Origin of the sequence: Epilithonimonas lactis (assembly GCF_900110605.1) — a bacterium.
GTDB lineage: Bacteria > Bacteroidota > Bacteroidia > Flavobacteriales > Weeksellaceae > Epilithonimonas > Epilithonimonas lactis.
This window is the reverse complement of record NZ_FOFI01000004.1, coordinates 256,038-280,357: the sequence shown is the minus strand read 5'-3', so window position 1 is coordinate 280,357 and position 24,320 is coordinate 256,038. Positions and strand designations below refer to the sequence as shown.

The 24,320-nt window shown below is 37.8% G+C and carries 25 protein-coding genes; 12 read left to right on the top strand and 13 right to left on the bottom strand.

Annotation, left to right across the window (positions count from 1 at the left end):
- Nucleotides 1-76 precede the first annotated feature (76 nt).
- The 4 genes from BMW39_RS15200 to BMW39_RS15185 all read right to left on the bottom strand — a co-directional run bounded on the left by BMW39_RS15200 (nucleotide 77) and on the right by BMW39_RS15185 (nucleotide 4,880).
- The gene (locus BMW39_RS15200; protein WP_034974662.1) at nucleotides 77-1,159 is read right to left on the bottom strand and encodes an efflux RND transporter periplasmic adaptor subunit; all 1,083 of its coding nucleotides are present in this window, start codon (nucleotides 1,157-1,159) and stop codon (nucleotides 77-79) included.
- Nucleotides 1,159-2,406, bottom strand: a complete 1,248-nt coding sequence (locus BMW39_RS15195; protein ID WP_175459335.1) for a TolC family protein — start codon at nucleotides 2,404-2,406, stop codon at nucleotides 1,159-1,161. The genes BMW39_RS15200 and BMW39_RS15195 overlap by 1 nt, the downstream gene beginning before the upstream one ends.
- 371 nt (nucleotides 2,407-2,777) lie before the next feature.
- Nucleotides 2,778-4,142, bottom strand: coding sequence for a sensor histidine kinase (locus BMW39_RS15190; protein ID WP_034974661.1), 1,365 nt, complete (start codon nucleotides 4,140-4,142; stop codon nucleotides 2,778-2,780).
- Nucleotides 4,143-4,202: 60 nt separating this feature from the next.
- Entirely contained in the window at nucleotides 4,203-4,880 is a 678-nt protein-coding gene (locus BMW39_RS15185; RefSeq protein WP_034974660.1) for a response regulator transcription factor, read from the bottom strand.
- Nucleotides 4,881-4,986: 106 nt separating this feature from the next.
- Here BMW39_RS15185 and BMW39_RS15180 point away from each other — a divergent pair, with 106 nt between their 5' ends.
- Both BMW39_RS15180 and BMW39_RS15175 read left to right on the top strand, forming a co-directional pair.
- Complete coding sequence (locus BMW39_RS15180; protein ID WP_034974659.1) at nucleotides 4,987-5,409, top strand: hypothetical protein; 423 nt, start codon at nucleotides 4,987-4,989, stop codon at nucleotides 5,407-5,409.
- Between the two features lie 69 nt (nucleotides 5,410-5,478).
- Nucleotides 5,479-5,991: a GNAT family N-acetyltransferase gene (locus BMW39_RS15175; protein ID WP_034974658.1), complete on the top strand. Its 513-nt coding sequence runs from the start codon at nucleotides 5,479-5,481 to the stop codon at nucleotides 5,989-5,991.
- On the opposite strand, the gene BMW39_RS15170 is transcribed toward BMW39_RS15175, so the two are convergent.
- From BMW39_RS15170 to BMW39_RS15135, 8 genes are all read right to left on the bottom strand, one after another.
- Complete coding sequence (locus BMW39_RS15170; protein WP_034974657.1) at nucleotides 5,988-6,860, bottom strand: ChaN family lipoprotein; 873 nt, start codon at nucleotides 6,858-6,860, stop codon at nucleotides 5,988-5,990. The genes BMW39_RS15175 and BMW39_RS15170 overlap by 4 nt on opposite strands.
- A 79-nt stretch (nucleotides 6,861-6,939) precedes the next feature.
- Nucleotides 6,940-7,962, bottom strand: coding sequence for a hemin-degrading factor (locus BMW39_RS15165; RefSeq protein WP_034974656.1), 1,023 nt, complete (start codon nucleotides 7,960-7,962; stop codon nucleotides 6,940-6,942).
- 16 nt (nucleotides 7,963-7,978) lie between these two features.
- Nucleotides 7,979-8,623, bottom strand: coding sequence for a class I SAM-dependent methyltransferase (locus BMW39_RS15160; RefSeq protein ID WP_034974655.1), 645 nt, complete (start codon nucleotides 8,621-8,623; stop codon nucleotides 7,979-7,981).
- Nucleotides 8,624-8,638: 15 nt separating this feature from the next.
- The gene (locus tag BMW39_RS15155; RefSeq protein WP_034974654.1) at nucleotides 8,639-9,415 is read right to left on the bottom strand and encodes a heme ABC transporter ATP-binding protein; all 777 of its coding nucleotides are present in this window, start codon (nucleotides 9,413-9,415) and stop codon (nucleotides 8,639-8,641) included.
- Complete coding sequence (locus tag BMW39_RS15150; protein ID WP_034974653.1) at nucleotides 9,412-10,452, bottom strand: FecCD family ABC transporter permease; 1,041 nt, start codon at nucleotides 10,450-10,452, stop codon at nucleotides 9,412-9,414. Before BMW39_RS15150 ends, BMW39_RS15155 begins: the two co-directional genes overlap by 4 nt.
- Nucleotides 10,453-10,552: 100 nt before the next feature.
- Nucleotides 10,553-11,434 carry a heme/hemin ABC transporter substrate-binding protein gene (locus BMW39_RS15145; protein WP_034974652.1) on the bottom strand — a complete coding sequence of 294 codons (882 nt, stop codon included), beginning with the start codon at nucleotides 11,432-11,434 and terminating at the stop codon, nucleotides 10,553-10,555.
- A gap of 28 nt (nucleotides 11,435-11,462) precedes the next feature.
- Entirely contained in the window at nucleotides 11,463-12,548 is a 1,086-nt protein-coding gene (locus tag BMW39_RS15140; protein ID WP_034974871.1) for an HmuY family protein, read from the bottom strand.
- Nucleotides 12,549-12,558: 10 nt separating this feature from the next.
- On the bottom strand, nucleotides 12,559-14,670 hold the full coding sequence (locus BMW39_RS15135; protein WP_034974651.1) for a TonB-dependent receptor plug domain-containing protein: 2,112 nt from the start codon (nucleotides 14,668-14,670) through the stop codon (nucleotides 12,559-12,561).
- Between the two features lie 106 nt (nucleotides 14,671-14,776).
- On the opposite strand from BMW39_RS15135, the gene BMW39_RS15130 reads away from it, so the two are divergent.
- The 3 genes from BMW39_RS15130 to lipB all read left to right on the top strand — a co-directional run bounded on the left by BMW39_RS15130 (nucleotide 14,777) and on the right by lipB (nucleotide 17,924).
- Entirely contained in the window at nucleotides 14,777-15,517 is a 741-nt protein-coding gene (locus BMW39_RS15130; protein ID WP_034974650.1) for a T9SS-dependent choice-of-anchor J family protein, read from the top strand.
- Nucleotides 15,518-15,728: 211 nt separating this feature from the next.
- Nucleotides 15,729-17,012 (top strand): T9SS type A sorting domain-containing protein, encoded by a 1,284-nt coding sequence (locus tag BMW39_RS15125; protein WP_034974649.1) that lies wholly within the window; start codon nucleotides 15,729-15,731, stop codon nucleotides 17,010-17,012.
- 198 nt (nucleotides 17,013-17,210) lie between these two features.
- Nucleotides 17,211-17,924 (top strand): lipoyl(octanoyl) transferase LipB, encoded by a 714-nt coding sequence (gene lipB / locus BMW39_RS15120; protein ID WP_034974648.1) that lies wholly within the window; start codon nucleotides 17,211-17,213, stop codon nucleotides 17,922-17,924.
- Nucleotides 17,925-18,001: 77 nt separating this feature from the next.
- On the opposite strand, the gene BMW39_RS15115 is transcribed toward lipB, so the two are convergent.
- A complete protein-coding gene (locus tag BMW39_RS15115; RefSeq protein ID WP_034974870.1) occupies nucleotides 18,002-19,357 on the bottom strand; it encodes a deoxyguanosinetriphosphate triphosphohydrolase in 1,356 nt (451 codons plus the stop codon).
- 72 nt (nucleotides 19,358-19,429) lie between these two features.
- Here BMW39_RS15115 and BMW39_RS15110 point away from each other — a divergent pair, with 72 nt between their 5' ends.
- The 7 genes from BMW39_RS15110 to BMW39_RS15080 all read left to right on the top strand — a co-directional run bounded on the left by BMW39_RS15110 (nucleotide 19,430) and on the right by BMW39_RS15080 (nucleotide 24,312).
- Nucleotides 19,430-20,164, top strand: a complete 735-nt coding sequence (locus tag BMW39_RS15110) for a DNA-formamidopyrimidine glycosylase family protein (RefSeq protein ID WP_034974647.1) — start codon at nucleotides 19,430-19,432, stop codon at nucleotides 20,162-20,164.
- A gap of 86 nt (nucleotides 20,165-20,250) precedes the next feature.
- Nucleotides 20,251-21,171, top strand: coding sequence for a T9SS type A sorting domain-containing protein (locus tag BMW39_RS15105; protein WP_034974646.1), 921 nt, complete (start codon nucleotides 20,251-20,253; stop codon nucleotides 21,169-21,171).
- Nucleotides 21,172-21,403: 232 nt separating this feature from the next.
- Nucleotides 21,404-22,072: a DUF2461 domain-containing protein gene (locus tag BMW39_RS15100; RefSeq protein WP_034974645.1), complete on the top strand. Its 669-nt coding sequence runs from the start codon at nucleotides 21,404-21,406 to the stop codon at nucleotides 22,070-22,072.
- 197 nt (nucleotides 22,073-22,269) lie between these two features.
- Complete coding sequence (locus BMW39_RS15095) at nucleotides 22,270-22,809, top strand: YcxB family protein (RefSeq protein WP_117616768.1); 540 nt, start codon at nucleotides 22,270-22,272, stop codon at nucleotides 22,807-22,809.
- Nucleotides 22,810-22,861: 52 nt separating this feature from the next.
- On the top strand, nucleotides 22,862-23,071 hold the full coding sequence (locus tag BMW39_RS15090) for a hypothetical protein (protein ID WP_034974643.1): 210 nt from the start codon (nucleotides 22,862-22,864) through the stop codon (nucleotides 23,069-23,071).
- Between the two features lie 61 nt (nucleotides 23,072-23,132).
- A complete protein-coding gene (locus BMW39_RS15085; RefSeq protein ID WP_034974642.1) occupies nucleotides 23,133-23,579 on the top strand; it encodes a hypothetical protein in 447 nt (148 codons plus the stop codon).
- Between the two features lie 67 nt (nucleotides 23,580-23,646).
- Nucleotides 23,647-24,312: a hypothetical protein gene (locus BMW39_RS15080; RefSeq protein WP_034974641.1), complete on the top strand. Its 666-nt coding sequence runs from the start codon at nucleotides 23,647-23,649 to the stop codon at nucleotides 24,310-24,312.
- Nucleotides 24,313-24,320 lie beyond the last annotated feature (8 nt).

The following is a 24,320-nucleotide window of genomic DNA, read 5'->3' as shown; positions in this document are numbered from 1 at the left end:
TATTAATATTGATCCGTAGGTAAAACTTACGGCTATTGATAATAAACCTTGATGGTTTCTCGGAAAGCTTTAAATATTAATTATTCAAAGAGCGGTAAATCAATAATTGATTGTTGGTCACCACGGTTTCACCTTCTGCAAGGCCACTTGCGACGTAAGTGTTCTCTGTGTTTTGTTTCAGGATCTTGATCTCCTTGACCTTGATATCGGTTTGGGATTTGTAAACCACTACAAAATATCGATTGTCATCGAAGATCACGGCACTGGATGGAATGGCCAAAGCGGTTTCGTTTTCTGCGGAAGAAACGCGGATAGTTGCTTTACTTTCCGGGATCAACAAGCCTTGAGAATTATCCAAAACTACCCTAGCCTGCATCGAATTGGTATCTGGGTCGATGATCTTGAAGACCTTGTCGATCTTGCCAAAAAAGACTTTATCGGGATAGGACAATGTGGAAACCTGGGCTTTCATTCCAAGGTTGATCTTGTCAATATCCGCTTCGTTGACGTTCATAATGGCCCAGACGTTTTTGGTGTTTGCAACGTCGAAGATATTCTCGCTTCGGTCGCTTCTGAGTTCCATATCTTTATTGATGTCTTTATGAACGATGTAGCCATTGATCGGCGAGATCACGCTGTAGATGTTTCCTCTTTTCACATTGTAAACCGTGCTTACCGCGTTGGATCGGTGCAAAGCGTCTTTGGCTTTTTGAACTTCACCTTGTGCTTCCAAAATATCTTTTTCCGTATTCAGTTTGCCGGCGTACATTTCTTTGGCAACGCGAAGGTTGTTCTCTGCGACCAGCAAATCTGTTTTCGCATCGCTGACATCTTTCTGCACTTCTGCCAACTCGGTACTTCTGATGGTTGCCAAGACCTGACCTTTGTGGACATAATCTCCTAATTCAACATTTACACTTAAGACATTGCCGCCAACCAAAGGGAAAATATCAATGTAGGTATTTTTGTCCGCAGAGATCTTTCCGTAGAAGCTGTATTCGTCCTCGATGAATTTCTTTTCTACCTTGGCAAATGTTGTGGATTTCAGCATTGTCTGGCTCAATTCAAAACCTTTGGTCTCTTCCTTCACAATTTCTTCCTTTTTGGAACAGGAGATCAAACTGATGGCGAGGATAATGGGAATAATAATTTTTTGCATTAATAGAAGATTTTGGTTTGTACTAATTGATTGAGCTGCTCTGCAGAGATCATGATCTGTTTTTTCATTTCGTAGATCTGCAGCACCGTTTGTCTGTAGCTTTCCAGGAAGTCTGTGAAATCCATCAGGCTGATGTTTCCGCTTCGAAAATTCTTGAGAATGCCATTATAAACCGTATTGAGGTTTTCTACATCCACAGGTTTCAGCTCGAAATATTGGTCGTATTGATTTTTCCAGGTTTGATAGGCCGATTCTACCTGCGTTTCGAGATTCAGTTTTTGATATTCTGAATTTTTCTCGTTTTGCTGGATGGCGTATTTTGCTTTTTCAACATTTCCTTTGTTCACTTTCCAAAGTGGAATGGGGATCCCGACCTTCAAATTAATCTCATTTCTGAATGTTCCAGAGTTTTGATCGTACTCTGCGCCGAGATTCAGATCTGGTGTATTCAATGATTTTTGCCATTGGGCGAAGAGTTTGCTGTTCTCAATCAATCTAAGATTGTAAAGATAATCGGCGTTGTTGACCAAAGCTTTTTCTTTGAGGATTTCCAGATCGCCGAAAGGCTGAGAGATCAAAATATCATTCTCGTCAAGCTTGGAAATATTAGGAAGAATGTTGTTTGAATTGCCTGTCAGGATCTTCATATTTTGCTGAAATGCCAGAATATTATTGTTGATTTCGATCTTATCATTGTTCAACTGAATGACGATGCTTTGAAGTCTTACATAATCCTTGAGCGAGATATTTCCCTTATCCGTCTGGATCTTGTAAGCTGCCAACAGCTCATTCATATATTTCAATTGTCCATCGATGCTGATCTGTTTCTTTTGTTCGTAGATCAGATTGTAATAGGTCTCCCGAAGTTGAGATCGCAGGTCAACCAACAACTGGTTGAATTGCAATTGCGAAAGTTCCTTGTTGGATTTGGCAAACTGGATCTCGTTTTTCTTTTTACCACCGAGATAGATGAGCTGTGTGATCTCTGCACCTTTTGCCCGTCCCACATCGAAAGCGCGCTTGTCCTCGGGATTGTAAGCATTCACGTAACCGCTGATCTGTGGCAATTCCCAGATCTTGGCCTGGATAATATCGGCGTCTGCCATATTGATATTGTACTGCGCGGCGAGAACTTGAAGGTTGTTTTTTTGAAATGCTAATTCGCAATCCTGAAGAGACATCTGCTGCTGTCCGGATAGACAGACAAATGCCGAAACGGATAACACCAGCGTTGTTATTTTATTCATTTTATCTCGTTTTGGTCTTGCAAAAGTGACCTTCCTCGATTAAAACGGACTTAAATGAGACTTAAAAAAAACTTAATTGTGGTTTTGAATGAAAAGCGTGCAAGGATTTTTTGAACTTATTGAAAATATTTTAAAGCAATATTGTTCTCGCAGATTAAGCAGATTTTGCAGATTTAAAAACGCAGTATTGTCATTCCGTAGGAATCTAGACTGTTGAGATTTCTACGGAATGACAAAATTTGGTTTGATTCTGTATGTTTAAACTTTGCGAAGCGCAGCCCGACTTGAGCGGAAATCCTTTTTTGTGGCTGGAAAAGCCAAGGCAAAAAGATTGGGAGCGGAAGGCGGAAATAGCTGCCCCAAATAAAATATTACTTATTAAAAATCACGGTGAAAAGATTCTCATTATCCGAGAGCGAAGTGTAAGAAATCTCCGCTTTGTGGTATTCCAGAATGCGTTTTACGATGCGCAAACCGAGGCCAGAACCTGATTTGTTTTGAGAATTGCTGCCTCGCATAAAGGCTTCGAAGAGTTTTTCTCTTTCGGAAATTGGAATGATGCTTCCTCTTGAAAAAATATTGACAATGATCCGGAATTCGGTTTCTTTGATTGAAATATCAACTTCCTGATCATCTGAGTACAGAGCCGCATTTTTAAATAGATTGATGAATGTAATTTCGAGTAAAGACTTAACACCTTTGACGGTCAGAAATGCATCTTCACTACTCTCTTCGTCGATCTGGAAATCCATTTTGAATTCCGGGAAATTACGATGGACAGACTCGAAAGCGTCGAAAACCACTTCGTCGATACGCACTTCTTCATAAACGCTGGCGATGCCTTCCTTATCAAACTTCGAAAGTAAAAGCAACGAAATCGTGAGGTCCGACAATTGATGAACATCCTGCAACATTTGATTTAAAGTCGCCTTGGTTTTGGGCGAATGATTTTCCAGCTGAATCAGATTCTCGAGCTGAAAAGCCATTCTTGTCAACGGTGTTCGCATCTCGTGAGCCGCACTGGAATTGAAGTCTTTCTGCGACTGGAAAACATCATTCAGTCGGTTGGTCATCAGATTAAAAGACGTTGCCAAAACGCCAATCTCATCTTTGGGATTTTTGACTACAACAGGCGTTGTGAGCTTATGAACACTGATTTCGGAAATGTCGGACTTCAAAATATCCAAAGGTTCCAAAAATTTTGAAACGATGTAATAGCTGAAAAACCAAATCAACAGAATGCTGACCACATACGAGAAAATCAACATATATTTCAAAAAGTCAAGCTTGGATTCTCCCGTAACGTCTTGTGCACTCGTGAGAATGTAGTAGTTATCGCCGTTAATATTTCTTAATGTAGCGTAAATCTCAGGTGAAGAATGTTCCAAATAGACCGTTTTTTCCTTGTCCAAACGGCTTAATAATGTTTTGTCCCAAGTGATTTTTTTGTCCTTCAAAGTGCTGTAGACCAATTCCTTCTCTGCATTAAAGATCATAATGTTCTCATTCAACAAAACATTGTCCGAATTTTCATCAAAGAAAATGGGCGCTTCCTTCTCAAAATCTCTGGACTTCTCGATAAAATTGACCGTGAAAACCAAACGTTTCTGGAATCTTTCCTTGAACTCGTCTCTCCTAAAATCATTGAAAGAAATATAGACCACAAACATCATAATCCCGAAGATCAGGGAAAATGCAATGCTGAGACTAAGTGCTATTCGGCGTTTTAGAGACATGATCTATAAATGATGAATGATAAGTGATGAATGATTAATTTCGAATTTTCAACTTTGAATTTATAAAGGACTAAGGTAATATCCGAAACCTGGTCTGGTGTGGATGAGTTTGGTTTTGAAGTTCTTATCGATTTTTTTGCGGAGGAAATTGATGTAAACTTCAATCGCGTTGTTGGTGGATTGGAATTGGTTTTTCCAGACTTCATCGGAGATATATTGTTTGGAAAGTGTTCTTCCGTTCGCTCTCGCCAGCAAAACCAATAATTGAAATTCCTTCACCGTCAAGCTGATCTCTTCGCCGGAGCGAAAAACCTTGCTGTCTTCTGGGAAGATCTCCAGATCTTCTATCACAATCTTTTCTACTTCTTCTGTCTTTGGCGTCAACCTTCGCATTTGGGAATTGATCCTCAATAATAATTCTTCCAACAAAAATGGTTTCACGAGATAATCGTCCGCCGCGTGCAGAAAAGCCTCCTTCTTCTCCTCGATTCCGTCATACGCAGAAATAATGATGATCGGCGTTTCGGAATTGGTTTCGCGGATGGTTTTGCAGATCTCCAGTCCATTGATCTTCGGAACATTGATGTCCAATAAGAAAATATCGTAGGCTTTGTCGGTGAACATATTCAGGAACACTTCGCCGTCTTCAGCTTTGTCGGTCTTTATGGATCTCGATTCCAGAAAAAGTGCAATTTCTGAAGAGAGAACAGAATCGTCTTCTAAAAGTAATGCCTGCATTTGTTGAGAATTTTTTACAAATATGGGAAAAAGTAAATTGGGAGAATTAAAATTGATGATATTTATGGTCGAATTTTGTTAAATTAGCTTTGTTAAAATAATAGAAATGATTGAAAGCCTTTCCAATAAATTTCTGAAACTTGGAATTCCTGTTGACCAAAAAAAAGTGACATTAGATCTTACTTCAATTTCAAAACTTGATGATCTATTTGAAATTTTTGAAAAGCACAAATTTAAATTTGATGTGTTTGATGCTCAATATCCACAGATCTCTGATGAAGGCGCCTACTTTTCATATTCATTTGATAAGGTTTGGAAGATGACCTTGGGCAATCACGGTTGGTCTGGCGGCATTTACATTATTGATAAAGAGGTAATTATAAATCAATTAACGAATCTAACAATACTTGAAAATAAGATAGAATTAAAAATACGAAATGTAAATTTCTTTAAACAATTTACTGAAAAATCAGATTCTGAAAATTTCGAAATGAATGGGAGGTTAAAAGAAATTCATAAATTAGTTTAGTGCGTGTTTGTCATTTAATTCGGAATCACGTGCTCAAAATTCTCAAAAAATCACTGATAAAATCAAATTATGAACCTTGAAATAATCACTGACAAAATCAAATTAAAAATCGTCGAAAAGGGCGATGCAGAAAGTCTTTTCAAACTGAGAACTAATCCAGAGGTCAGTCAATTCGTAAATAGGGATCTCAACAAAACTTTGGCTGATATTGAGGAATTCATTGAGCATAAGATCAATCATCAAAACGAGATTTTATTCTTCACCATCAAAACAATTCCAGAAAATGAATTGGCCGGGACGATCTGCCTTTGGAATATCGATCACGAGAAAAAGTATGCGGAAGTTGGCTACGAATTATTTCCCCATTTTCAAGGTCGAGGCATTATGAGCGATGCTTTGAAAGCGATTCTTGACCTTGCCTTCAACGAACTTGGATTTGAATATCTACAAGCTTTCACGAACAAAGAAAATCTGAGTTCCAGAAAATTATTGGAGAAATTCGGTTTTGAACATCTTGCTGAAAAGAAGGATGAAAACAATCTGAATAATGTCATCTATGGCTTACGAGCTAATAATTATTAATACGTCTTCGTCATATCATTCGGGATCACCAAATTAAATTCTGTTGGAATAAAATCTTTTTCAGGCAAAACCAACTTAGACTTTTCTGATTCGAAAACAGAGATCACTGCAATTTTCAAATTCGGGTTTTTCTTTTTCAAGTACCAATAGATTCCGCCGTATTGCTTGCTGTGATAATCGCCGTTGTAATGGATAAAAGTCTTTCCAGCCTGTAGATTTTCGAGAATCGATTCCGCCATTGTCGCATCTTTTATGGCTTGCGCTGAGATGAAATTCATCAATTTTAATTCGTCCACGTGGTCGCCCATCAAGGATTTCATTTCTTTGTAGCCGGGCGTTTCCAAAGTGACTTCGATTGGTAATTTGGTAATCCATTTCTTTTCATTTTCCGGCAATTGGTTCAAGCTTTCGATTCCCGATTTTGATGTTTGAGACGCGTATTTTCTGGGAACATTTGTCGCGATGAATTTCAGTTGATGGTCTTTCGCAAAATCCACCAAAGGTCTGTAATCCGTTTCGTAATTTTTCCAAAGTCGAACAGAATCTTTCAGAACTTTCGGGTCAATTTTCCCAGCCAGATAAGAAGCAAGTGCTTTCTGATTGTCTCTTTCAAACATTTCCGCACCCAGAATAACTTGACCTTTTTTCTGATCAAAAAGTGCTTCGGTAATCTTTTTCTCCAACCAATGATTGATGGAATTGTCGTGATGTTCGCCAATGAAAACCACATCATAATTTACCAATTCTTTCACCACTTTTTCTGGCGAAACGGCCTTTGACTTTTTATCAAAGAATTGATATGAACGGAAATCCTGAGCCTGAAAAATATTCAGACTTAACATCAATGAAAATAATATTAACTTCTTCATTTTAAAACAAATAAGAAAGCCATTCTAAAGTCAATTAAAACTAAAAAACGGCTTCATTAACAATACTTATATTTGGATCTTACAAAGCTGCGACAAGATCTTTCCAACCTTGAAGTTCTGGATTTCCAGGCTTTCTCTTTCCGAAAAGCTGAACGATAAAATCGCCTTCTTTGTTGAATACTTCAATCGAAGTGACTTCGCCGTCTTCCGTCGGTTTCTTGGTGATCCAAGTTTCTGCGATCTTCGTTGTATCAAGGTGAAGGTTGAAATCCGGGTCCATCACGTTGAACCATTGCTGGTGCCAAAGTGTCTTTTTCACTTCACCTGTATGGATCTGAATAATACCTCTGTTCCCAACGAAAACCATGATCGGCAATTGCTGCTCAGAAGCGTCCTCCAAGACGTTCACCACTTTAGAATTCTCGATTTTTGTAGCGTAACCTTCCGGCGCCAATCTCAAAGCTTGAGTTCTAGTCACACCGAATTTTCTAAGCATCATAAAGAAATCGTGTGTGTCTTTCAAATCTTTCCAAGCTTGTTGGAAACCAGCGAAATCGATCTCAGAATCTGCTTTCTCTGCAGGTTTTCCGGGAACAGACTCGGTAACAACATTTGGAGATTGTTCGTACGCTGCATATTTCTCTGTCAACGCATCAAATTCTGCTTCGTTGCTTTTGTTTGTCAGATAGATCTTGTGAAGCGCCAATCCATCTTTTCCGAAGAATTGTAAGCTTTTTCTATCGCCTTCGATCACTGAGAAACCGAATTTCCAAGAATTGATGAAAATCCTAAGATCAATATCTTCGCCTACGAAGACCTGTCCGTGAGGATTGCTGAAATCTGGATTCAAATAGACGCCTTTTCTTTCGTGCACGCATTCGTCGTTTCTGGTCAAAGCCATTACTTTTTCCAGCTTTACAACCTCCTGTAGAAGGTCTGCAAACTCAGGTTTCAAAACTGTAACGCCGTTTCCAACGTTTGTAGCCAATAATTCAGCTTCGCTCACGCCCAATTGTTCGGCCGCGTTTCTGATTCTCAAATGTGGGTTTTCTGCTTTTAGCGCTTCCCATTTTTCTTTTAATTCATTAATTAATGTACTCATATTAATTTATTTTGATTTATTTTTTGATCGTTAAAACGTTGTATTCTCTTTTGACCAGTTCGCCAGATTTACTCGTTATCAGTTCTTCTTTCTCCGATTTTATCATCCTTTTGAAATTCGTTTGGGAGATTAGCAGCTCGATGTCTTCGTAATTATAAAGTTTGAAATCTGCTGTGAAAGGTAAATTTTTCATAAAATCTTTCTTCGCAAACGTGAGGACGAAACTTCCGTGTTCCTTTAAAACCCTGTAGATCTCATTAAGAAAATCGACTTGACTTTCCCAGAAATAAATGGTGTTGACCGTCATTATTTTGTCGAAAGTTTCGTCCTCAAAAGGAATCTTCTTTCCATCGTACAATTGAAATTTGGCTTGAGAAAGATATTTTTGATTGATACTTTCTGCTTCTGACTTCATAGTTTCAGAAATTTCCAGACCTGTGTAATTGATATCTTCGGCAAAATCCAAAAGGTAAGACAAATGTCCAGCATTGCCGTGACCGAGTTCTAAAACCTTTTCGTTATCCGTTAACAGCATAGCTTTGATCGTTTCTTTGGTCATCGAGATATTGGTCTCATTCATCATTTTGGCGACATCTTTGCCAACTTCACCTTCGGGATTTGATAACTGTTGTGCTAATATTTTGAGTTCGTTTTCTGTCATTAGTTTAGTTTTTATTTAACCAAATAAGATCATCGTATTGTCATTGACCGGATGTTTGCAAATTGTACAAGGGAAATTATACGCCTTGGAAATGGTTTCTGCCGTGAACACTTTTTCTGGTGAACCGTAAGATAAGACCGAGCCTTTTTCCATTAATAAAATATGGTCTGCGAACTGTGCTGCGAGATTCAGGTCGTGTAGAACTACGATTGCGGTGTTGTTGGTTTTGGTATAATTCTTTATCAGCTCCAATGTTTTGTATTGATGCTTAATATCCAGATTATTAAGTGGTTCGTCCAGGAAAAGTAAAGTGTTTTCTATCTCATTGTCCAACTGTGCCAGAACTCTCGCCAGATGAACACGCTGCTTCTCGCCACCCGAAAGTGAGTTGTATTCACGCTTTTGGAAATGTACAACGTCGGTCTCTGCCATCGCTTTTTGTACCGATTCGAAATCCTCCTGATGCGGCTGAGAACTGAAATATGGATAACGTCCCATCATCACAACATCGGCTACCAAAAGCGGAATGTCCTGTGCGTTGTGTTGGGAGAATTTGGCCTTGTGTTTGGAAAGCTCTTCCAGATTCCAGTCGGACAGGATCTTGCCTTTGAACTGGATATTTTTTTTGTTATCTGTTTTGATTTCGTTCGCTAACAAATTCAGAAGGCTGGATTTTCCTGCGCCATTTGGACCAACGATCGCCAGGAATTCGCCGAAACCAACATTGATATCAACATCCTTCAAAATGCTGATTTTTTGACTTTGATAATTGATCTTTTGCCCTTTTATCATCTTAATGTATTTTTGAATTTAATTAAAATGGCAATGAAAATCGGTCCTCCGATCAATGAAGTCAGGATTCCGATTGGAAGTTCTGAAGGTGCAACAATCGTTCTGCTGATTGTGTCCGCAAAAAGCAATAAGATACTTCCACAAACGGCTGACAAAGGTAAAATGAAATGATAATCGGAACGGAAAAGCAATCTTAAAATGTAAGGAACAATTAACCCAACGAATCCAATCGTTCCAGAAAATGCGACGCATGTTCCCACCATCAAAGCGGTTAAAACGACGATCTGTTTCTTCAAATTTTCAACATTGATTCCCAAGTGTTGTGCATCTTTCTCGCCTAACATCATCGCATTCAAGGCTTTTCCTTTTGGTAAAATGACCAGATACGATAATATTAGGACAATCGTTAAGATGATATTTTTGGTCCAGGTTGCACCTGCCAAACTGCCTAGATTCCAGAAGGTCAAATCTCTAAGTTGTTCGTCTTTTGAAATGTAGATCAGAAATCCGGTGATTGAAAATCCAATGGAAGTGATCGCGACGCCACTCAATAACATCATTACCACATTCGTTTTTCCACCAGAAGTTGAGATCCTGTAGACAATGATCATCGCCAATAATGCACCGACGAACGCGGAAACACCGACCAAAGAATTTCTTACGATTTCCGGCAGATAAGCCTCAAAAGTATGTCCCAAAACAATCGCAATGGCTGCCAACAATGTAGCGCCAGAAGTCAGGCCAATAGCCTCGCCCGTTGCCAATGGATTTTTGAACATTCCCTGTAAAGTAGTTCCGGAAACCGCCAGCATACTTCCAACTAGAACGGCCATTACAATTCTGGACGCTCGCACGTCCCAAATGATGTACTTCTCGCTCAAGGAAATTGATGAATCGCTTGTGACAAATTTCCAAAACACCTCGTAGGAAGTCGATTTACCGAAATCAAAAACCCCGATATTCAAAGACAAAACCATCATCAGCATTAATAAAATAATACCGATGATGGCGTAAAATGTAAGACTTTTTGATTTCAAATCGTATGTTCGTTTTTCATAGGAATGAATTCCTATCTTTTTCTTATTTTCATAGAAATAAATTCCTATGCTAAAAAAATCGTTCGTCCCGATGGGACTTTTATTTTGTGGATTCTATCAGTAGTTTGTTTAGGCTGGCAGCTGCTTCTCCGACTCTTGGGCCGAATGAAGATAGTAAACCGCCGTCCATTGCAATCACACGCTTATTTTTACCAGCGTTGGTTTGAGGAACGCCAGGCATTTTGAGAGCGCCATCAATTCCGCCAGAACCTTGCAATCCACTGCTGAAGAACAGTAGGACGTCAGGATTTGACTGTACGACTGCTTCAGGTGTCAAAGGTTTGAAATCTTCGAAATCATTGGCTGCATTTTCTCCGCCAGCGATCTCAATTATTTTTGCCATTGGTGTGTTTTTGCCCCCGACCATCATCATATTTCCTCTTGCATAGATGAAAAGTACTTTTGGTTTTTTAGCGATCGGCTGAATCTGCTTGATGTCTGCATCAATCTTATCCAATAATTGCTGCTGGTTTGTGTTTCCTAAAGTTTTTGCAACTTGGTCAATTAATTTCTTTGTACCATCGATTGTGAATTCTTGATTGAACAATTCTGATTTGATGCCGGAAGCTTTGATCTTCGTCAGTAGGTCTGGATTGATGTCTTTGTCAGAAGCTACGATCAAACTTGGATTCAGTGCCAAAAGTGGCTCAATCGTCATTGAACGAACGTGACCTAGCTCTTCGGCTGTATTTTTCAAACTCTCAGGATAGGTGCTTGTCACATCGATCCCGACAATTTCCTTCTCGTGGCCGAGTGCTACAACAATTTCGGTAATTCCACCGCTGATGCTCACGATTCTTTGGTTGGACACTGGAGTTTCTGTTGCGGTCTCTTTTTTTGCCTCTACTTTGGAATCTTCTTTTTTGCAAGAAACACCTGCAAGAAGTATTGCTGAGAGGAGTGCTATTTTGATGTTTTTCATTGTTTATTTTATTATCGATTGATTTGTCTTAAAGCGGTTTGTATTCGAATTGAGGGAAACCTCTATTACCGTTGACATCGGTCATTCTGGTAAATCTCAATTTAAAGAAATAGCCGTCGGCATCACGGATCACGTAGAAACGGTCAGAATGAACCTCCAATCCGTTGACACCTACAGGATTTCTCCAATTTGCCCCAATGATGGTCTGGTCATTATTAATGAATTTCGAGCTCTCTACATTTTCTAGTTTAAAGTTGTCATATGCAGTCTGACCAGTAGCAGGCGCTGTTGCTGTTACCTGATAGGCACTTACTTTCCCTAAAGCGTTGGTGATGACAAAGTCAGCATAGATGTAACTTCCCGCTCCTTCGATCACATTGGTCATTACAGTAAATCCCAGATCCCATTTAGAAGCTTCTGGCTGGATGTTAGCTTCTTTATCAGTTGCCATGCTAAAGAATGTATAGTCAAACTGAGGTTTTTTTGCAACGATATATTCTTTGTGAGACGTTTCATTAAGATTTGCATATTTTACCTTGTAACCATCATTAAATCTGACAATCTGAACTTTTTTCCAGCCTCTTGCATCACCGCCAGTGTAGACCGTTCCAGGCGTTTGGGTTCCTGTATAGATATCGCGTCCCATATTCACGAGGTAGATCGGATTTTCAGCATCGTTTGCTTTGATCTCTGCAATGGCAGTCCTACCTGTAATGATGTAGCCTTTTGGATCATCAATATAAGTTTCATTGGTCGGGTCAAAGGTTCCTACCTGTACTTTTTCCTTCAGCGCAGTCACGTCGGATTCTTTGACGGCATCAATGTTTGTAGCATTAGGAATAGCACCAGCAGCCATCATTATAGAATAATTGATCGCCACTTTGAATTGGTCTCCAGAATAAAACCCAAGGTCCCAATCTGTACGTCTGTTGTAGGTTTTCTGCTCGCTGCTCAGGTCTATCCAAACTTGATTTGGTTGCGCTGCGCCGCCAACTTCGGCATCCATAACGGCACCGTCTGTAGGAGGAATTGCAATTGGGTCTTCATTATCATTAATGCACGACTGCGTAAAAAGTGTAAGTCCCAACAAACTGAATAGGAATATTTTTTTCATTTTATCTCTTTTAGAAATTATAATTAACTCTTGCAAAATAGCTTCTGCCATAAAAAAGATCCAAGCTGCTAGCCGCGCCTACGTGAGCGCCTCCAGTCAATGTTGTATCTCGTACAGATGAAACATCAAAAAGATTCTTGATTCCTAAACTCAATTCAAAATGATTGTTGAAAAACGGCTGCATAATGGTGAAATTCATCATACTGTAATCATTTCTCTCTCCCACTTTATAGACTGAATTAGAAACGTCTATTGCATCTAAATTGAACATTTGTATTTTACCCGTGTATTTGTAAAACAGAGAAAAAACCGTATTGATCTTTGGTAGTGTATAATTAGCATTCAGATTTCCTTCAAATGTGTAGAAAAAATCATCTGGAGAGACTATTGAGCCATTTGTCAATGTCTTGGAAATCCCATAGTAAGACGCATTGGCAGCAAGACCAAAGGCACCTTTTCTGACACCAAAATTACCTTCGAATAACATCGACCTGTACTTGTCCACATTGAAATAACTTACCACCAATGGCTGGATCGTAACGTTGACCTGCTCTATCCTATCTTTCACATAGAGATAAGTTCCACTGGCGCCTACTTTGAAGTCCCAACCAGCTGAATTTCTAATCCTTTTCTCAAAATTAAGGGAACCTGTGTAGCCACTTTCCGGGATCAAATTCTGATTTCCCTGTAAGTTATGGTTAGCATCTACAAAATAAGTGTACAACTGGTCAAAGTTTGGAAATCTGTTGGCAGTTCCCACGACCAATCTGATATTGTCAAAATCTGTGATCTTGGCTCTCGCGGTCACTGAGTAATTATGTTGTGAATTGAACTTATCGCTCAAAGCAAGACGGTAGCCGGGACGAAGAGAGAAAACATTGTTGATCTTCCACTCTGCTGTTATGAAATTAGCATAGTTAAAGATCCTTCTCTCCACATTGTTTCCATCAAAAGCTCCGGCAATGAAACCAGCATAACCAGAAGTGTGGTCCAATTCATAACCGATCTGAAAATCAATCTTATCATTGTTCAAGAAATTGCTGAAAACACCTCTAGAATAGATCACGTCTGCTTTATTGTAGGACCTATAATCATCAACTGACATTCTCTGTCTGTTGGGAACATCATAATTATAATCTCGGTACTTTCTGTCTTGGGTCTGGTAGGAAAAATCCCCCGTATAATTAATGACTCCCAAATTTGTCTGAACATTCAATTGATGCAGATATCTTGTTGTAAGATAGTCTCTGTCCACAGACAAATAAGTTCTGTTGCCACCACCCAAATATAACTCTGATACGACTGGATTGTAATAATTCAGTTTTTCATTCAGATAACCAAATTTGTAGAAGATGGATGTTTTGTTTTTGTTATATCTTACGATACCATCAACATTCAAAATATCTTTTGGCTGCCACAGATAGCCTCTTTTGCCATCTTGTCCTATGTATTTGTAACCTTCCTGAGTTCCTTTGAAACCTTGGAAATCATTATGATTGATATTGGCGCCGACATGCCAATTTTCATTGATGTTATAACCTAGATTAAGCGTTTGGATATGACGTCCTTCGCCTTTTTTATATAAGTCATACTCTTTGCCTACGGTCTCCTCTTGTAAAGAAGCGTTCAGAGTGACCTTCTTGTGGCTATTTTTCTTTGTGATGATGTTGATGACACCTGCAACGGCATTACTACCATAATCCACACCCATTGATCCTCTTACAATTTCGATTCTTTCAACATTGTTGACATTAAGTTTTGTAAGGTCGATATTGTTACCTAGACCTATGTCTCCTACAACAGGAATATTATCAATTAGGATCTTGGTGTATTCTCCGGTCAATCCCATGATGCTTGCAGTGGAGTTTCCAGAATTACGATCAGAGGTGATCAGGATATTAAGACTTTGATTAAGTACATCTGCAACATTGGTAGCTGCCATGTTTTTGATCTGCACTTCATCTATAACTTCTACCTTATAGATGGATTTGTTTATGGATTGAGGACTGTATTGCCCGGTAATGACTACTTCTTCTATGTTTTTTTGACTGGTAGAGTCTTTTTGTCCGTACGCAAAATTCAAAATTGCTACTGATAAAAGGCTCATTGTTCGCTTCTTCATTGAAAAAATTTTTGCGAAGATAAGATTTTATTTAGAATCATTAAAAACAATTTCGTACTTTTGTAGAATAATTCTAAATAACAATTTAAGTTTAATAATATCAATTATGAAAGCAAAACTATTTTTGGCCGCATCTCTGTTCGCAGTTGTAGCAAACGCTCAGTTAACATCTATCAACGAAGATTTCTCAGGATTCACTCAACAGAACTTCCCTCAAAATGGTTGGACATCCAATCGTACTTATCCTTATGCATACTTTATCCAAGGTCAATATGCACAAAGCTACAGTTTGTTCGATGTGACAAATCCTACATATATCATTACTCCGGAATTAGCGATCCTAAATGGTTCTCAAACTTTGAAATTTGATGCTCAGGTGTCTACTGGATCTGGCGGTGCAGGCACTATACAGGTTGGTACGCTTGCAAATCCAACCGATGTTTCCACATTTGTTGCAATATCTCCCGCAGTTACTTTGACGACCAGCGCAGCTACATTGACGTACAGTGTACCTGCTTCTTCAGCTAAGTACATTGCATTCAAATTTCAGCCATCTACTGTTCACGCTGCATTGCAAGTAGACAATGTTGTTTTTGGAGAAAGTTTATCAGCGTCCAATTTCGCAGCAGCAAAACCAGTACAGTTTGTTGTAAAAAACAATCAAATCAATTTCTTGAATGATGCTAAGATCAGTAATGTAAAAATTTACAGTGCAAGTGGAAATCTAGTTGCTAATGAAGCTCCAACTCAAAACAAATTGGATGTTTCCAGGCTGAGCAATGGCGTTTACATCATTGCAATAGAAAACAATGAGGGTAAGATCACAAAATCTAAATTTATTAAGTAAAAGATTTGGTTTTGACCTTTTTGGTCAGATAATGCATATAAAAGCTTCTCAGGGAACTACCTTGAGAAGTTTTTTTTTGAACTAGACAGCTTTTATCTTTTTAGATGATTTTTATCAACTTAATTAATTAAATCTTATTTAGAATAATTAAAAACAATTGTATAGTTTTGTAGAATAATTCTAAATAACAGATTTTAATAATTTCAAATAAATGAAAACAAAACTACTTTTGGCAAGTCTACTTGCTTTCACTGTGAACCAAACCGTATTGTCACAGACCGACGAGAACGGATACACCCAAGTTGACCTTACAACTGGCCCTAATTATTCGAATAGAGTCTTCTTCGACCTTTCTGCAAACAACATCATTTCACAACCTGCGACTGGCTGGGATATCGCATTTTACAGAAATAGCGCAATGGACTTCGGGATCAAGGTGAATGATGCTACAAGCGTTGTAACCTACCAGGTTTCTGCTGATCCTGCAGCATTTGATACGGTTACTCCAGCAGACAAGGCCAATTGGGGAGCGCCACTTTACAATCCTGACCAAACGGAAAGAATTCAGGATGGCTCTTTTGATGCTGCCACATTATTGCCTGCAACAGGACTTAACTTTGGCTGGGGATCTTATGATATCGTGACGCATAAAGTGAATGGAAAAGTGGTTTTCGTCTTGGAATATGGTACAACTTACTACAAATTCTTCATTAATGAATATGCTGCTGGATACACTTTCAAATATGCTAAATGGAATGGAACATCTTGGGATGCCACGCAAACAAGAACCATTGCTAACGGTACAGACGATGCATTCTTTAACTATTTCTCTTTTGACACAGGCGAAAAAGTTCCAAACCTGGAGCCAGCTAAAGCAAACTGGGATTTGATGTTCACAAGATATTATACTTTTTATGCCAATATCATGATGTATAAATTATCTGGTGTGATCCAATCGCCCAATGTGACTGTAGCAAAAGTACAACCGGAAACTCAGGCTGTTTCAACTTTTACAGCACCTGCTGCCGCGGCTTATTCAAAAAATATTACAACCATCGGTCACTCTTGGAAACCTACTACAGGCGTTTATTCAGATATTGTTTATTACATCAAAGAAGGAAGTAAGTATTACAGATTGTTCTTTACTGCAAATGGTGGTGCAACAACAGGAAATATGTATTTCAAGTACAAGGATATCACAAACCTTTTGGCTGTAGCAGATTTCGGTAAAAAAGGAACTTTCGGGATCTACCCAAATCCGACCAAGGAAGATAAAAAAGTAAACATTTTATTTGATGTTAAAGAAGCTGCTTCGAAAAACGGAACTGTTGAGCTATTTGATTTTTCTGGCAAGAAAGTTTACGAGACGGCCATCGCCAACCAATCAGGATTCTCAGCTCAAGAAGTTGACCTCAATCGACTTAATTCTGGCGTCTACGTTGTAAAGATCACTTACGGAGGACAGACAGAAACCAAAAAGCTAATTGTTAAATAGTCATATTTCATTGGTAAGTTTTCATTGATCTATATCAGGTCATATGCCATCACCATTTCGCTGCTGGTGTTTGTGAAGGAAATTTACCGTAGCGATTTCAGATTTTATTCTTTATGAGAACCACCTTCGGGTGGTTTTTTTGTGGCTTGTCGTTTGATGAAATAATGAGTAAATTTGTATAAATAATTCCAATCGAACGTGAATTCTCTCATCAACAAAAAAGTAAAGTTCCAAGACCTCGGTGTTAAAGATTATCAGCCAACTTGGGACTATCAGGAAGAATTACTCAAGCAAAATCTGGACATCAAAATCCACAATCGCGAAAATCCGGAGAATCTGAAACCGACCGACAATCATTTGCTTTTTGTAGAGCATCCGCACGTTTACACTTTGGGAAAAAGCGGACACGAATCCAACCTTCTCGCTAACGAAAACAAACTGAAAGAGATTGAAGCGACTTATGTCAAAGTCAATCGTGGTGGTGATATTACGTATCACGGTTTCGGACAGGTTGTCGGCTACCCTATTTTGGATCTGGAAAATTTCTACACAGACATCCACCGCTATATGCGAGATCTGGAAGAAGTCATCATCCGAACAATTGCAGAATATGGCTTGACAGGTGAACGTTCACCAGGCGAAACCGGTGTTTGGTTTGATGTCGGAAAACCTTATGCCAGAAAGATCTGTGCGTTGGGCGTAAAAGCATCACGCTGGGTCACGATTCATGGTTTTGCATTGAATGTCAATACCAATATGAAATATTTCGATTACATCATTCCTTGTGGAATCTCCGATAAACAGGTTACTTCGATGCAAAGAGAACTTGAAAAGGAAGTGGATTACGCGGAAGTGAAGAATAAGATCAAAAAACATTTTGCGGATGTTTTCGGATGTGAACCTTTTGTATAAGTGATAAATGATGATTGATAAATGATTTTTAAAACATAATGATTAATCATTTATCACCTATCAATCGTCATTTATAGTTACATCGTCATCCCAATATCAATTCCTTTGATCTTTCTGTAAAGATCGGTCGCGAAATTATCTGTCATTCCGGAAACAAAATCTATGACACCCAACACTTTCTGATAATCTGTTCCTTCTTTATAAAAGAACTGTTTCGGAAGAAGTTTTAAAGCTTTTTCATCATAAGATTTGACTTCATTCTCAGATTTGAGGATTGATGGGATAAAATGATCAAGAAGTTCATACATCACATTGTAGCCAGCATTTTCAATTTCTACGACAGCCTTGTGATTATAGATTTTTTCGACCGAAAAACTTGTGATATCCTGTAAGGTCTTATTCTCAGATTTATAGATATCCAGAAGTCCTTTGTCCAGATCACCTGCAAGGATCCTATCAAAATTGCTTTTATAAAGCTCGATAGATTTGTTAATCAAAGCATTGATGACCTTTGCTCTTAGATATGATATCTGTTCGTTTTCATTAGAGATAGAACCGAGTTTACTTTCAATTTTTTTAATATCGTCGGTCTCGGATTTGACCAGTTCAAAGAACAGATTTTTACAGTCTGCCGTAGAAACTATTCCCAGTCTGTGGGCATCTTCCATGTCGATGATGTTGTAACAGATATCATCGGCCGCCTCTACCATCCAGACAAATGGATGTCTTTTGAAAATATGGGGATTTTCACTTTCTGATATCAGATTTGTACCTCTTGCGATCTCTAAAAAGATATCTTTTTCGTTTTGAAAAAAACCGAATTTCTTCCGGTGCACGATTCCTTTCTTTCTGGCAATCGCTTCACAAGGATATTTTGCGATACTTACCAGCGTGGCAAATGTCAACTGGATTCCGCCAGCGTCTTTTCCTTGTTGCTGCTGCGCTAAAACTCGTATTGCGTTTGCATTACCTTCAAAATTAACAAGATCAGCCCATTCTTTTTCATTGAATTTGGGCTTCAGATTGTTCTCATTTCTGTCAAAGTAGCTTGCAATCGCATCTTCGCCGGAATGTCCAAAAGCAGGATTTCCAACATCGTGACAAAGGCACGCAGCAGCAATCACATGTCCCAAGTTATGAAGATAAAAATTTCTGGAATCCTCTGTAAGGTGTTTTTTATAATTATCGTGGATGAACTCTCCTATGATACTTCCCAAACTCCTCCCCACAGAAGAAACTTCCAAAGAATGGGTCAAACGGTTGTGTACAAAAACACTTCCAGGAAGTGGGAAAACCTGGGTCTTATTTTGAAGTCTTCGGAAAGCCGATGAAAAAATAATTCTGTCAAAATCTCTCTGGAAATCAGTTCTTGAAGCCTTTGTATGTGGATTATTTCCCGTTCTCTGATTGGTAAAAATCTGGTTTAAGTTCATCATTTTTCAAAATTACTTCAAATTTTATTTTTAACGGAATAATATTTGAGTTTTTATCCACAAAAATCACCCATGCCAGAAGGTCCAACTATTGTGTTGATGAAAGAAAATCTCCAGAAATTTGTGGGAGAAAAAGTTGTTTCTGCTGTTGGAAACTCCGGCATCGATAACGAATTGCTCATTAACAAAAAACTTAAAGAAATCCGACTCTACGGAAAACAGACGTATTTGATATTCGATAAAGTGAGCGTCAAAATTCATTTGCTGATGTTTGGTTCGTATGAAATTGACGAGCAGACAAAACCCGACAAATCTTTGAGACTTGGTTTAAATTTCAAAAATGGGAAAGCACTTTTCTACACTTGCTCTGTGAAAATGGTTGATGACGATATCCTCAAAACCATCGATTGGGAAGCCGATGTGATGAGCGACAATTGGAATCCAAAAAACACGAAAAAGAAACTGAAAGCCGAACCGAAAATGATGGTTTGCGACGCCTTGATGAATCAGGAAATTTTCTCTGGTGTTGGGAACATCATTAAAAATGAAGTCCTTTTCAGAGTCGGCGTTCATCCCGAAAGTGAAGTTGGAAATCTGCCTTTGAAGAAATTGAACGAACTTTTAACAGGGGCCAGAAATTACAGTTTCGACTTTTTGAAATGGAAAAGAACAGATGAATTAAAAAAACATTGGCAAATTTATCACAAAAAGATATGCCCAAAATGTGGACAAACCGTCATCAAGAAAAATATAGGCAAAGGAAAAAGAACAAGTTTTTATTGCGAAAAAGACCAAAAACTGTATTAATTATAAAAGATATTATTACAAAAACTCAAGTTTTAATCATTTGATTTCAACTTAATTTTACTTATCATTGGCAAAAATTTTATTTTATGAAGAATAAATACTTATTAATTCTATCTCTTATTTCATCTGTTGCTTTCGCTCAGCAGAATATATCATTTGAAGCTTCGGAAGCATACACTTTGGGCGACATCAACGGACAAAATGGTTGGACCGTGACGGAATCCAGTGATGGTCCATTGACAAATCAAATCGTAACGACCGAACGTGCAAGTTCTGGAACATACTCTTTCAAAAATTCTTTTGTATCACAATATGATCCTCAATGGTTTCCTATTTTTGGAATCGAGAAATCTTTTTCGCCAGCTTTGGATTACCAGAACACCATCATTTCCTACGACTTCTACTCTTCTGACCAAAACGGCGCTGACTTTGAATTTGCGCTGTATCACGAAAATTTGGAAGAAGAGGTTTTTGATATCGTGACAGCAGTTGGATTTGAGAACAGAGGAAACATCTACGTCTATCCTGAGCTAAATTTTGGTGGTTACACCATTACAAATGCAAGCTGGCAAGTGAACAGATGGTACAATTTGAAAATTGAATTCACCGAAGCGACTATCAAATATTACTTGGACAACAACTTAATTTTGTCCGTTGCCAACACCAGCAAAGTGAATCTGGATGGAATGAATTTCCTTCACAACAATTATGGCGGAGATGCTTATTATGATAATATCAAAATCAATGATGAAGTTTTGGCAGTGAATGATGCAACAAAAGGAAACATCAAACTTTATCCAAATCCAGTGAAAGATATTTTAAAATTAAATCTTCCTAACGGTGAAAAAATATCAACCATCGAAGTTTACAACACGCTTGGTCAAAAGGTTTCCGACTTCAGCAATGTGGAGGAAATCAATCTGAAACAATTGAAAGCTGGCGTTTACATCATTAATTTGAAAAACAACAAAGGAAAAACTTACTCTTCCAAAATTGTAAAACAATAATTGAAAATTTTGAAATCCCGTTCTGTGAGCGGGATTTTTTTTATAAGTTACACACCAAGGCACAGGGGAAATTGGATTTTAGAATAGGTTTAAAGGCACTAGGAAACCTTCGTTTTTTTTAAGATAAGCTTAGTACCTTATTTTTTCCAACTTTTTATTGCAACTAATTTTTGTGCCTTTGTGTTTTTTCATTACTGCACATTAAGTATCTTTAGTAAAAATTAGAAAAGCAATGTCAACAGCCATCAATCCAGAAACGCTCAAGTTCCTTTCTACGCTCGAAATCAATAACAACAGAGAATGGTTCAATGAAAACAAACCGCTCTATCTGGAAGCCAAAGCGAACTTTGAAAATGTGGTAAATGAAATCATCGCAGAAGTCGCCGAGTTTGATGAAAGCGTTGAAAGATTGGAAGCTAAGAATTGTATTTTCAGGATTTACAAAGACACGCGATTTTCCAAAGACAAAACGCCTTACAAAACCAACATCGGCGCATCGCTTGTAGAAAAAGGTCCGAAAACTCTTAACCACGCTGGATATTACATTCATCTCGAAAAAGGAAAATCTTTTCTCGCAGGTGGCGTTTATATGACAGAACCAAAAAATCTGAAAGCGATTCGTGAAGCCATCAGTTCTGACAGCGAAACATTCCTGAAAATCCTCAACAAAAAATCCTTCAAAGATGTTTTGGAATTGCAAGGCACAAAATTGGTGAAAGTTCCACAAGGTTTCGATAAGGAAAATCCAATGGGCGATTATCTCAAATTCAAGCAATTTACCGTGTTCCATCCTTTGTCAGACAAGGAAGTTCTGGATAAGAACTTTGTAAAAAATACGGTGAAGGTTTTGAAGGAAATCTATCCATTCAATCGGTTTTTGAATGAGGCGATTGGAAGATAGATTTATAATCATGTTGGAGTGCGCAGTCCAAGCAAAAAAAATCAAAAATATATGATTGGAACAAAAACTTGGAATGTTAAAAATGTGAGTTATGTCTTTAGTTAAAATTTGTATTTTAGTTAAAGATTTCTTCTTAGAATAGTATTGATGAATCAGAATGAATAAAAGTAAAACGCTCTACACAATTAGCACAAAAGATGAAAGAAATTGTTCTAACGCTCACCGAGAAGAATATTTTAGATAGTTTACTATACTCCGCATCCAAATCAGATCCTATAAAAAAATCGAGGAAAACCACTAGGATACTTTTTGGAGTAATAATGTTGTTACTGACCTTGCTTTTCCTGTTCTCGAACAAATTGATCGCAGGTGTCACTTTTATTGTCGGAAGTATTGCTTTTCTCCTGTTTCCACAGTATCTCAAAATCTATTACAAAAAATTTTTCACTAAACTTTCCAGATCCGATGAACAAAAAAAACTGATCGGTCTAGAATATAAAATGACATTCCAAGACCATTATCTTGAGACCAAGAATAACTTTGTAGAATCAAAATGTTTGTACACCAATTTTGAGTACATAGCCGAAACCCAAGAAAATATTTTTATAAAACTTAAAACCGAAACCTTTCTGACATTTCCCAAGGACCAGATCGACAATGAGCTGAAAAATTACCTTAAAGACCTCTGCTCCCGATATCAAATTGAATATATTGAGGAGAACTGGGTTTGGAAATAGACATCGGATCATAAAAATCGAACGATATCAAAACAAAAAAAATTAAAACACGATGACCTTTTTATTTATCATTTTCTTCATTCCTCTTTTAGTTGTTGGCTGGTACGGAATCGATTTTCTAGTCAAAAAGATATTGAAATCCAACTATGATAAGAAGTATTCCGTAATTTCTTTTGCGGTCTGCATTCCTATCTTTTTTATAATTTTCGTTTATATCCTATTGTCATTGGCATCTATGGCAGGAGCAGAATTTAAAGATTAAAGGTTTCAATCCCAAGCCTTACCACCTCGAAGCATTAAAACCCGCCCAATAATAGAAACAGATGAAAAAAATTATATTCAGGTATTGGTCATTAAATATTGCTGTTACTATTCTGCTGTACTTTGCTTACAGAATCACGATTTCGGAAACAGATTACGCTGATGCAGATTTTCTGGACTGGATCTTTCATATTTTAGATATCGTGGTAAACTTGCTTTATTCATTGGCGTATTTGGTGGGAATGGCCCTTTGTTCGTTTGCAATTTTTCTAAATCTGATAGACAAGGTCAGGAACAATTTCTATCTATCCTTATCAAGCTTTATAGGAATTCCGCTGATATACGTGGTCATCATAACGGTAAACATATTGAGCGATGATCTTCTACAAGACGACTACGTTACCATCTTCAGAAATCTTTTGATCTTTTCGATAATATATCTGCTTTTTACAGGTCTGCAATTTTCATTTTTCAGAAAAAAAGTCAATAAACTTGATTTGAATCCATAGTAAGAAATATACTTCATAAAACAAGAGAAAGATAAGTTGATCATCAATCTAATGCAACACTGATAATATGAGTTATACAGTACAAAAATGGCACAAATTCAAATTCGTTCTACATCCTTCAGAATTTGAGAGTATTTTTTCTGGTCTGGAATATTTCATAGCCATCACAAACCAAAGGGTCGAACTAGATTACAAGATCGAAGATAAAAACTCGATCTTCAAACAATATGAATTGTATTACAAGAAATTGACCTCGGGAAGCGAACGAAAGAAAGAAAATGGGAAATCTGACATTTACACACAGATAACAGACAATCCAAAATATATTGACTATGAAGTTTTTGAAATAGAAGAAGACAATCAGGTAAAGCATTTCAAGCGAGCTATTCAATTGGAACCAGTTATCAATATCAGTCCTTTTTCTTTGACTGTAAATCAGAAAAACCAACAGTTGCGGGTCAACGTTTTTGATGCGACAGGAAATTCAAAGATCGGACTCGAGTTTAGCTATCCAAAAGAGATTTGGCAAAATGACCAAGCTCTAAAAACCGAACACCTAACGACATATCAACTATATCTGGAATTGGTTAGAAGAATTAAAAAAATTGCTCATAAGGCCAAAGCTCTAAGAAATGGAGAGACCTCAAGTCCCGATTTTTGGATCAGCGACAAGAGTTTGTCCGAAGTCAACAATAATTTTGGACTAAGAGAAAACGCGATAACACTGGAATAATAGCATAA

Excerpts from the sequence above, each read along its gene's own strand:
- BMW39_RS15095 (WP_117616768.1), top strand. The coding sequence starts at position 22,270 with ATGAAAGAAATTGTTCTAACGCTCACCGAGAAGAATATTTTAGATAGT.
- BMW39_RS15190 (WP_034974661.1), bottom strand. The coding sequence starts at position 4,142 with ATGTCTCTAAAACGCCGAATAGCACTTAGTCTCAGCATTGCATTTTCC.
- BMW39_RS15175 (WP_034974658.1), top strand. The coding sequence starts at position 5,479 with ATGAACCTTGAAATAATCACTGACAAAATCAAATTAAAAATCGTCGAA.
- BMW39_RS15145 (WP_034974652.1), bottom strand. The coding sequence starts at position 11,434 with ATGAAAAACATCAAAATAGCACTCCTCTCAGCAATACTTCTTGCAGGT.
- BMW39_RS15090 (WP_034974643.1), top strand. The coding sequence starts at position 22,862 with ATGACCTTTTTATTTATCATTTTCTTCATTCCTCTTTTAGTTGTTGGC.
- BMW39_RS15115 (WP_034974870.1), bottom strand. The coding sequence starts at position 19,357 with ATGAACTTAAACCAGATTTTTACCAATCAGAGAACGGGAAATAATCCA.
- BMW39_RS15180 (WP_034974659.1), top strand. The coding sequence starts at position 4,987 with ATGATTGAAAGCCTTTCCAATAAATTTCTGAAACTTGGAATTCCTGTT.
- BMW39_RS15085 (WP_034974642.1), top strand. The coding sequence starts at position 23,133 with ATGAAAAAAATTATATTCAGGTATTGGTCATTAAATATTGCTGTTACT.
- BMW39_RS15200 (WP_034974662.1), bottom strand. The coding sequence starts at position 1,159 with ATGCAAAAAATTATTATTCCCATTATCCTCGCCATCAGTTTGATCTCC.
- BMW39_RS15135 (WP_034974651.1), bottom strand. The coding sequence starts at position 14,670 with ATGAAGAAGCGAACAATGAGCCTTTTATCAGTAGCAATTTTGAATTTT.
- BMW39_RS15155 (WP_034974654.1), bottom strand. The coding sequence starts at position 9,415 with ATGATAAAAGGGCAAAAGATCAATTATCAAAGTCAAAAAATCAGCATT.
- BMW39_RS15195 (WP_175459335.1), bottom strand. The coding sequence starts at position 2,406 with ATGAATAAAATAACAACGCTGGTGTTATCCGTTTCGGCATTTGTCTGT.
- BMW39_RS15185 (WP_034974660.1), bottom strand. The coding sequence starts at position 4,880 with ATGCAGGCATTACTTTTAGAAGACGATTCTGTTCTCTCTTCAGAAATT.
- BMW39_RS15170 (WP_034974657.1), bottom strand. The coding sequence starts at position 6,860 with ATGAAGAAGTTAATATTATTTTCATTGATGTTAAGTCTGAATATTTTT.
- BMW39_RS15140 (WP_034974871.1), bottom strand. The coding sequence starts at position 12,548 with ATGAAAAAAATATTCCTATTCAGTTTGTTGGGACTTACACTTTTTACG.
- BMW39_RS15160 (WP_034974655.1), bottom strand. The coding sequence starts at position 8,623 with ATGACAGAAAACGAACTCAAAATATTAGCACAACAGTTATCAAATCCC.
- BMW39_RS15105 (WP_034974646.1), top strand. The coding sequence starts at position 20,251 with ATGAAGAATAAATACTTATTAATTCTATCTCTTATTTCATCTGTTGCT.
- BMW39_RS15130 (WP_034974650.1), top strand. The coding sequence starts at position 14,777 with ATGAAAGCAAAACTATTTTTGGCCGCATCTCTGTTCGCAGTTGTAGCA.
- BMW39_RS15165 (WP_034974656.1), bottom strand. The coding sequence starts at position 7,962 with ATGAGTACATTAATTAATGAATTAAAAGAAAAATGGGAAGCGCTAAAA.
- BMW39_RS15100 (WP_034974645.1), top strand. The coding sequence starts at position 21,404 with ATGTCAACAGCCATCAATCCAGAAACGCTCAAGTTCCTTTCTACGCTC.
- BMW39_RS15110 (WP_034974647.1), top strand. The coding sequence starts at position 19,430 with ATGCCAGAAGGTCCAACTATTGTGTTGATGAAAGAAAATCTCCAGAAA.
- BMW39_RS15080 (WP_034974641.1), top strand. The coding sequence starts at position 23,647 with ATGAGTTATACAGTACAAAAATGGCACAAATTCAAATTCGTTCTACAT.
- BMW39_RS15125 (WP_034974649.1), top strand. The coding sequence starts at position 15,729 with ATGAAAACAAAACTACTTTTGGCAAGTCTACTTGCTTTCACTGTGAAC.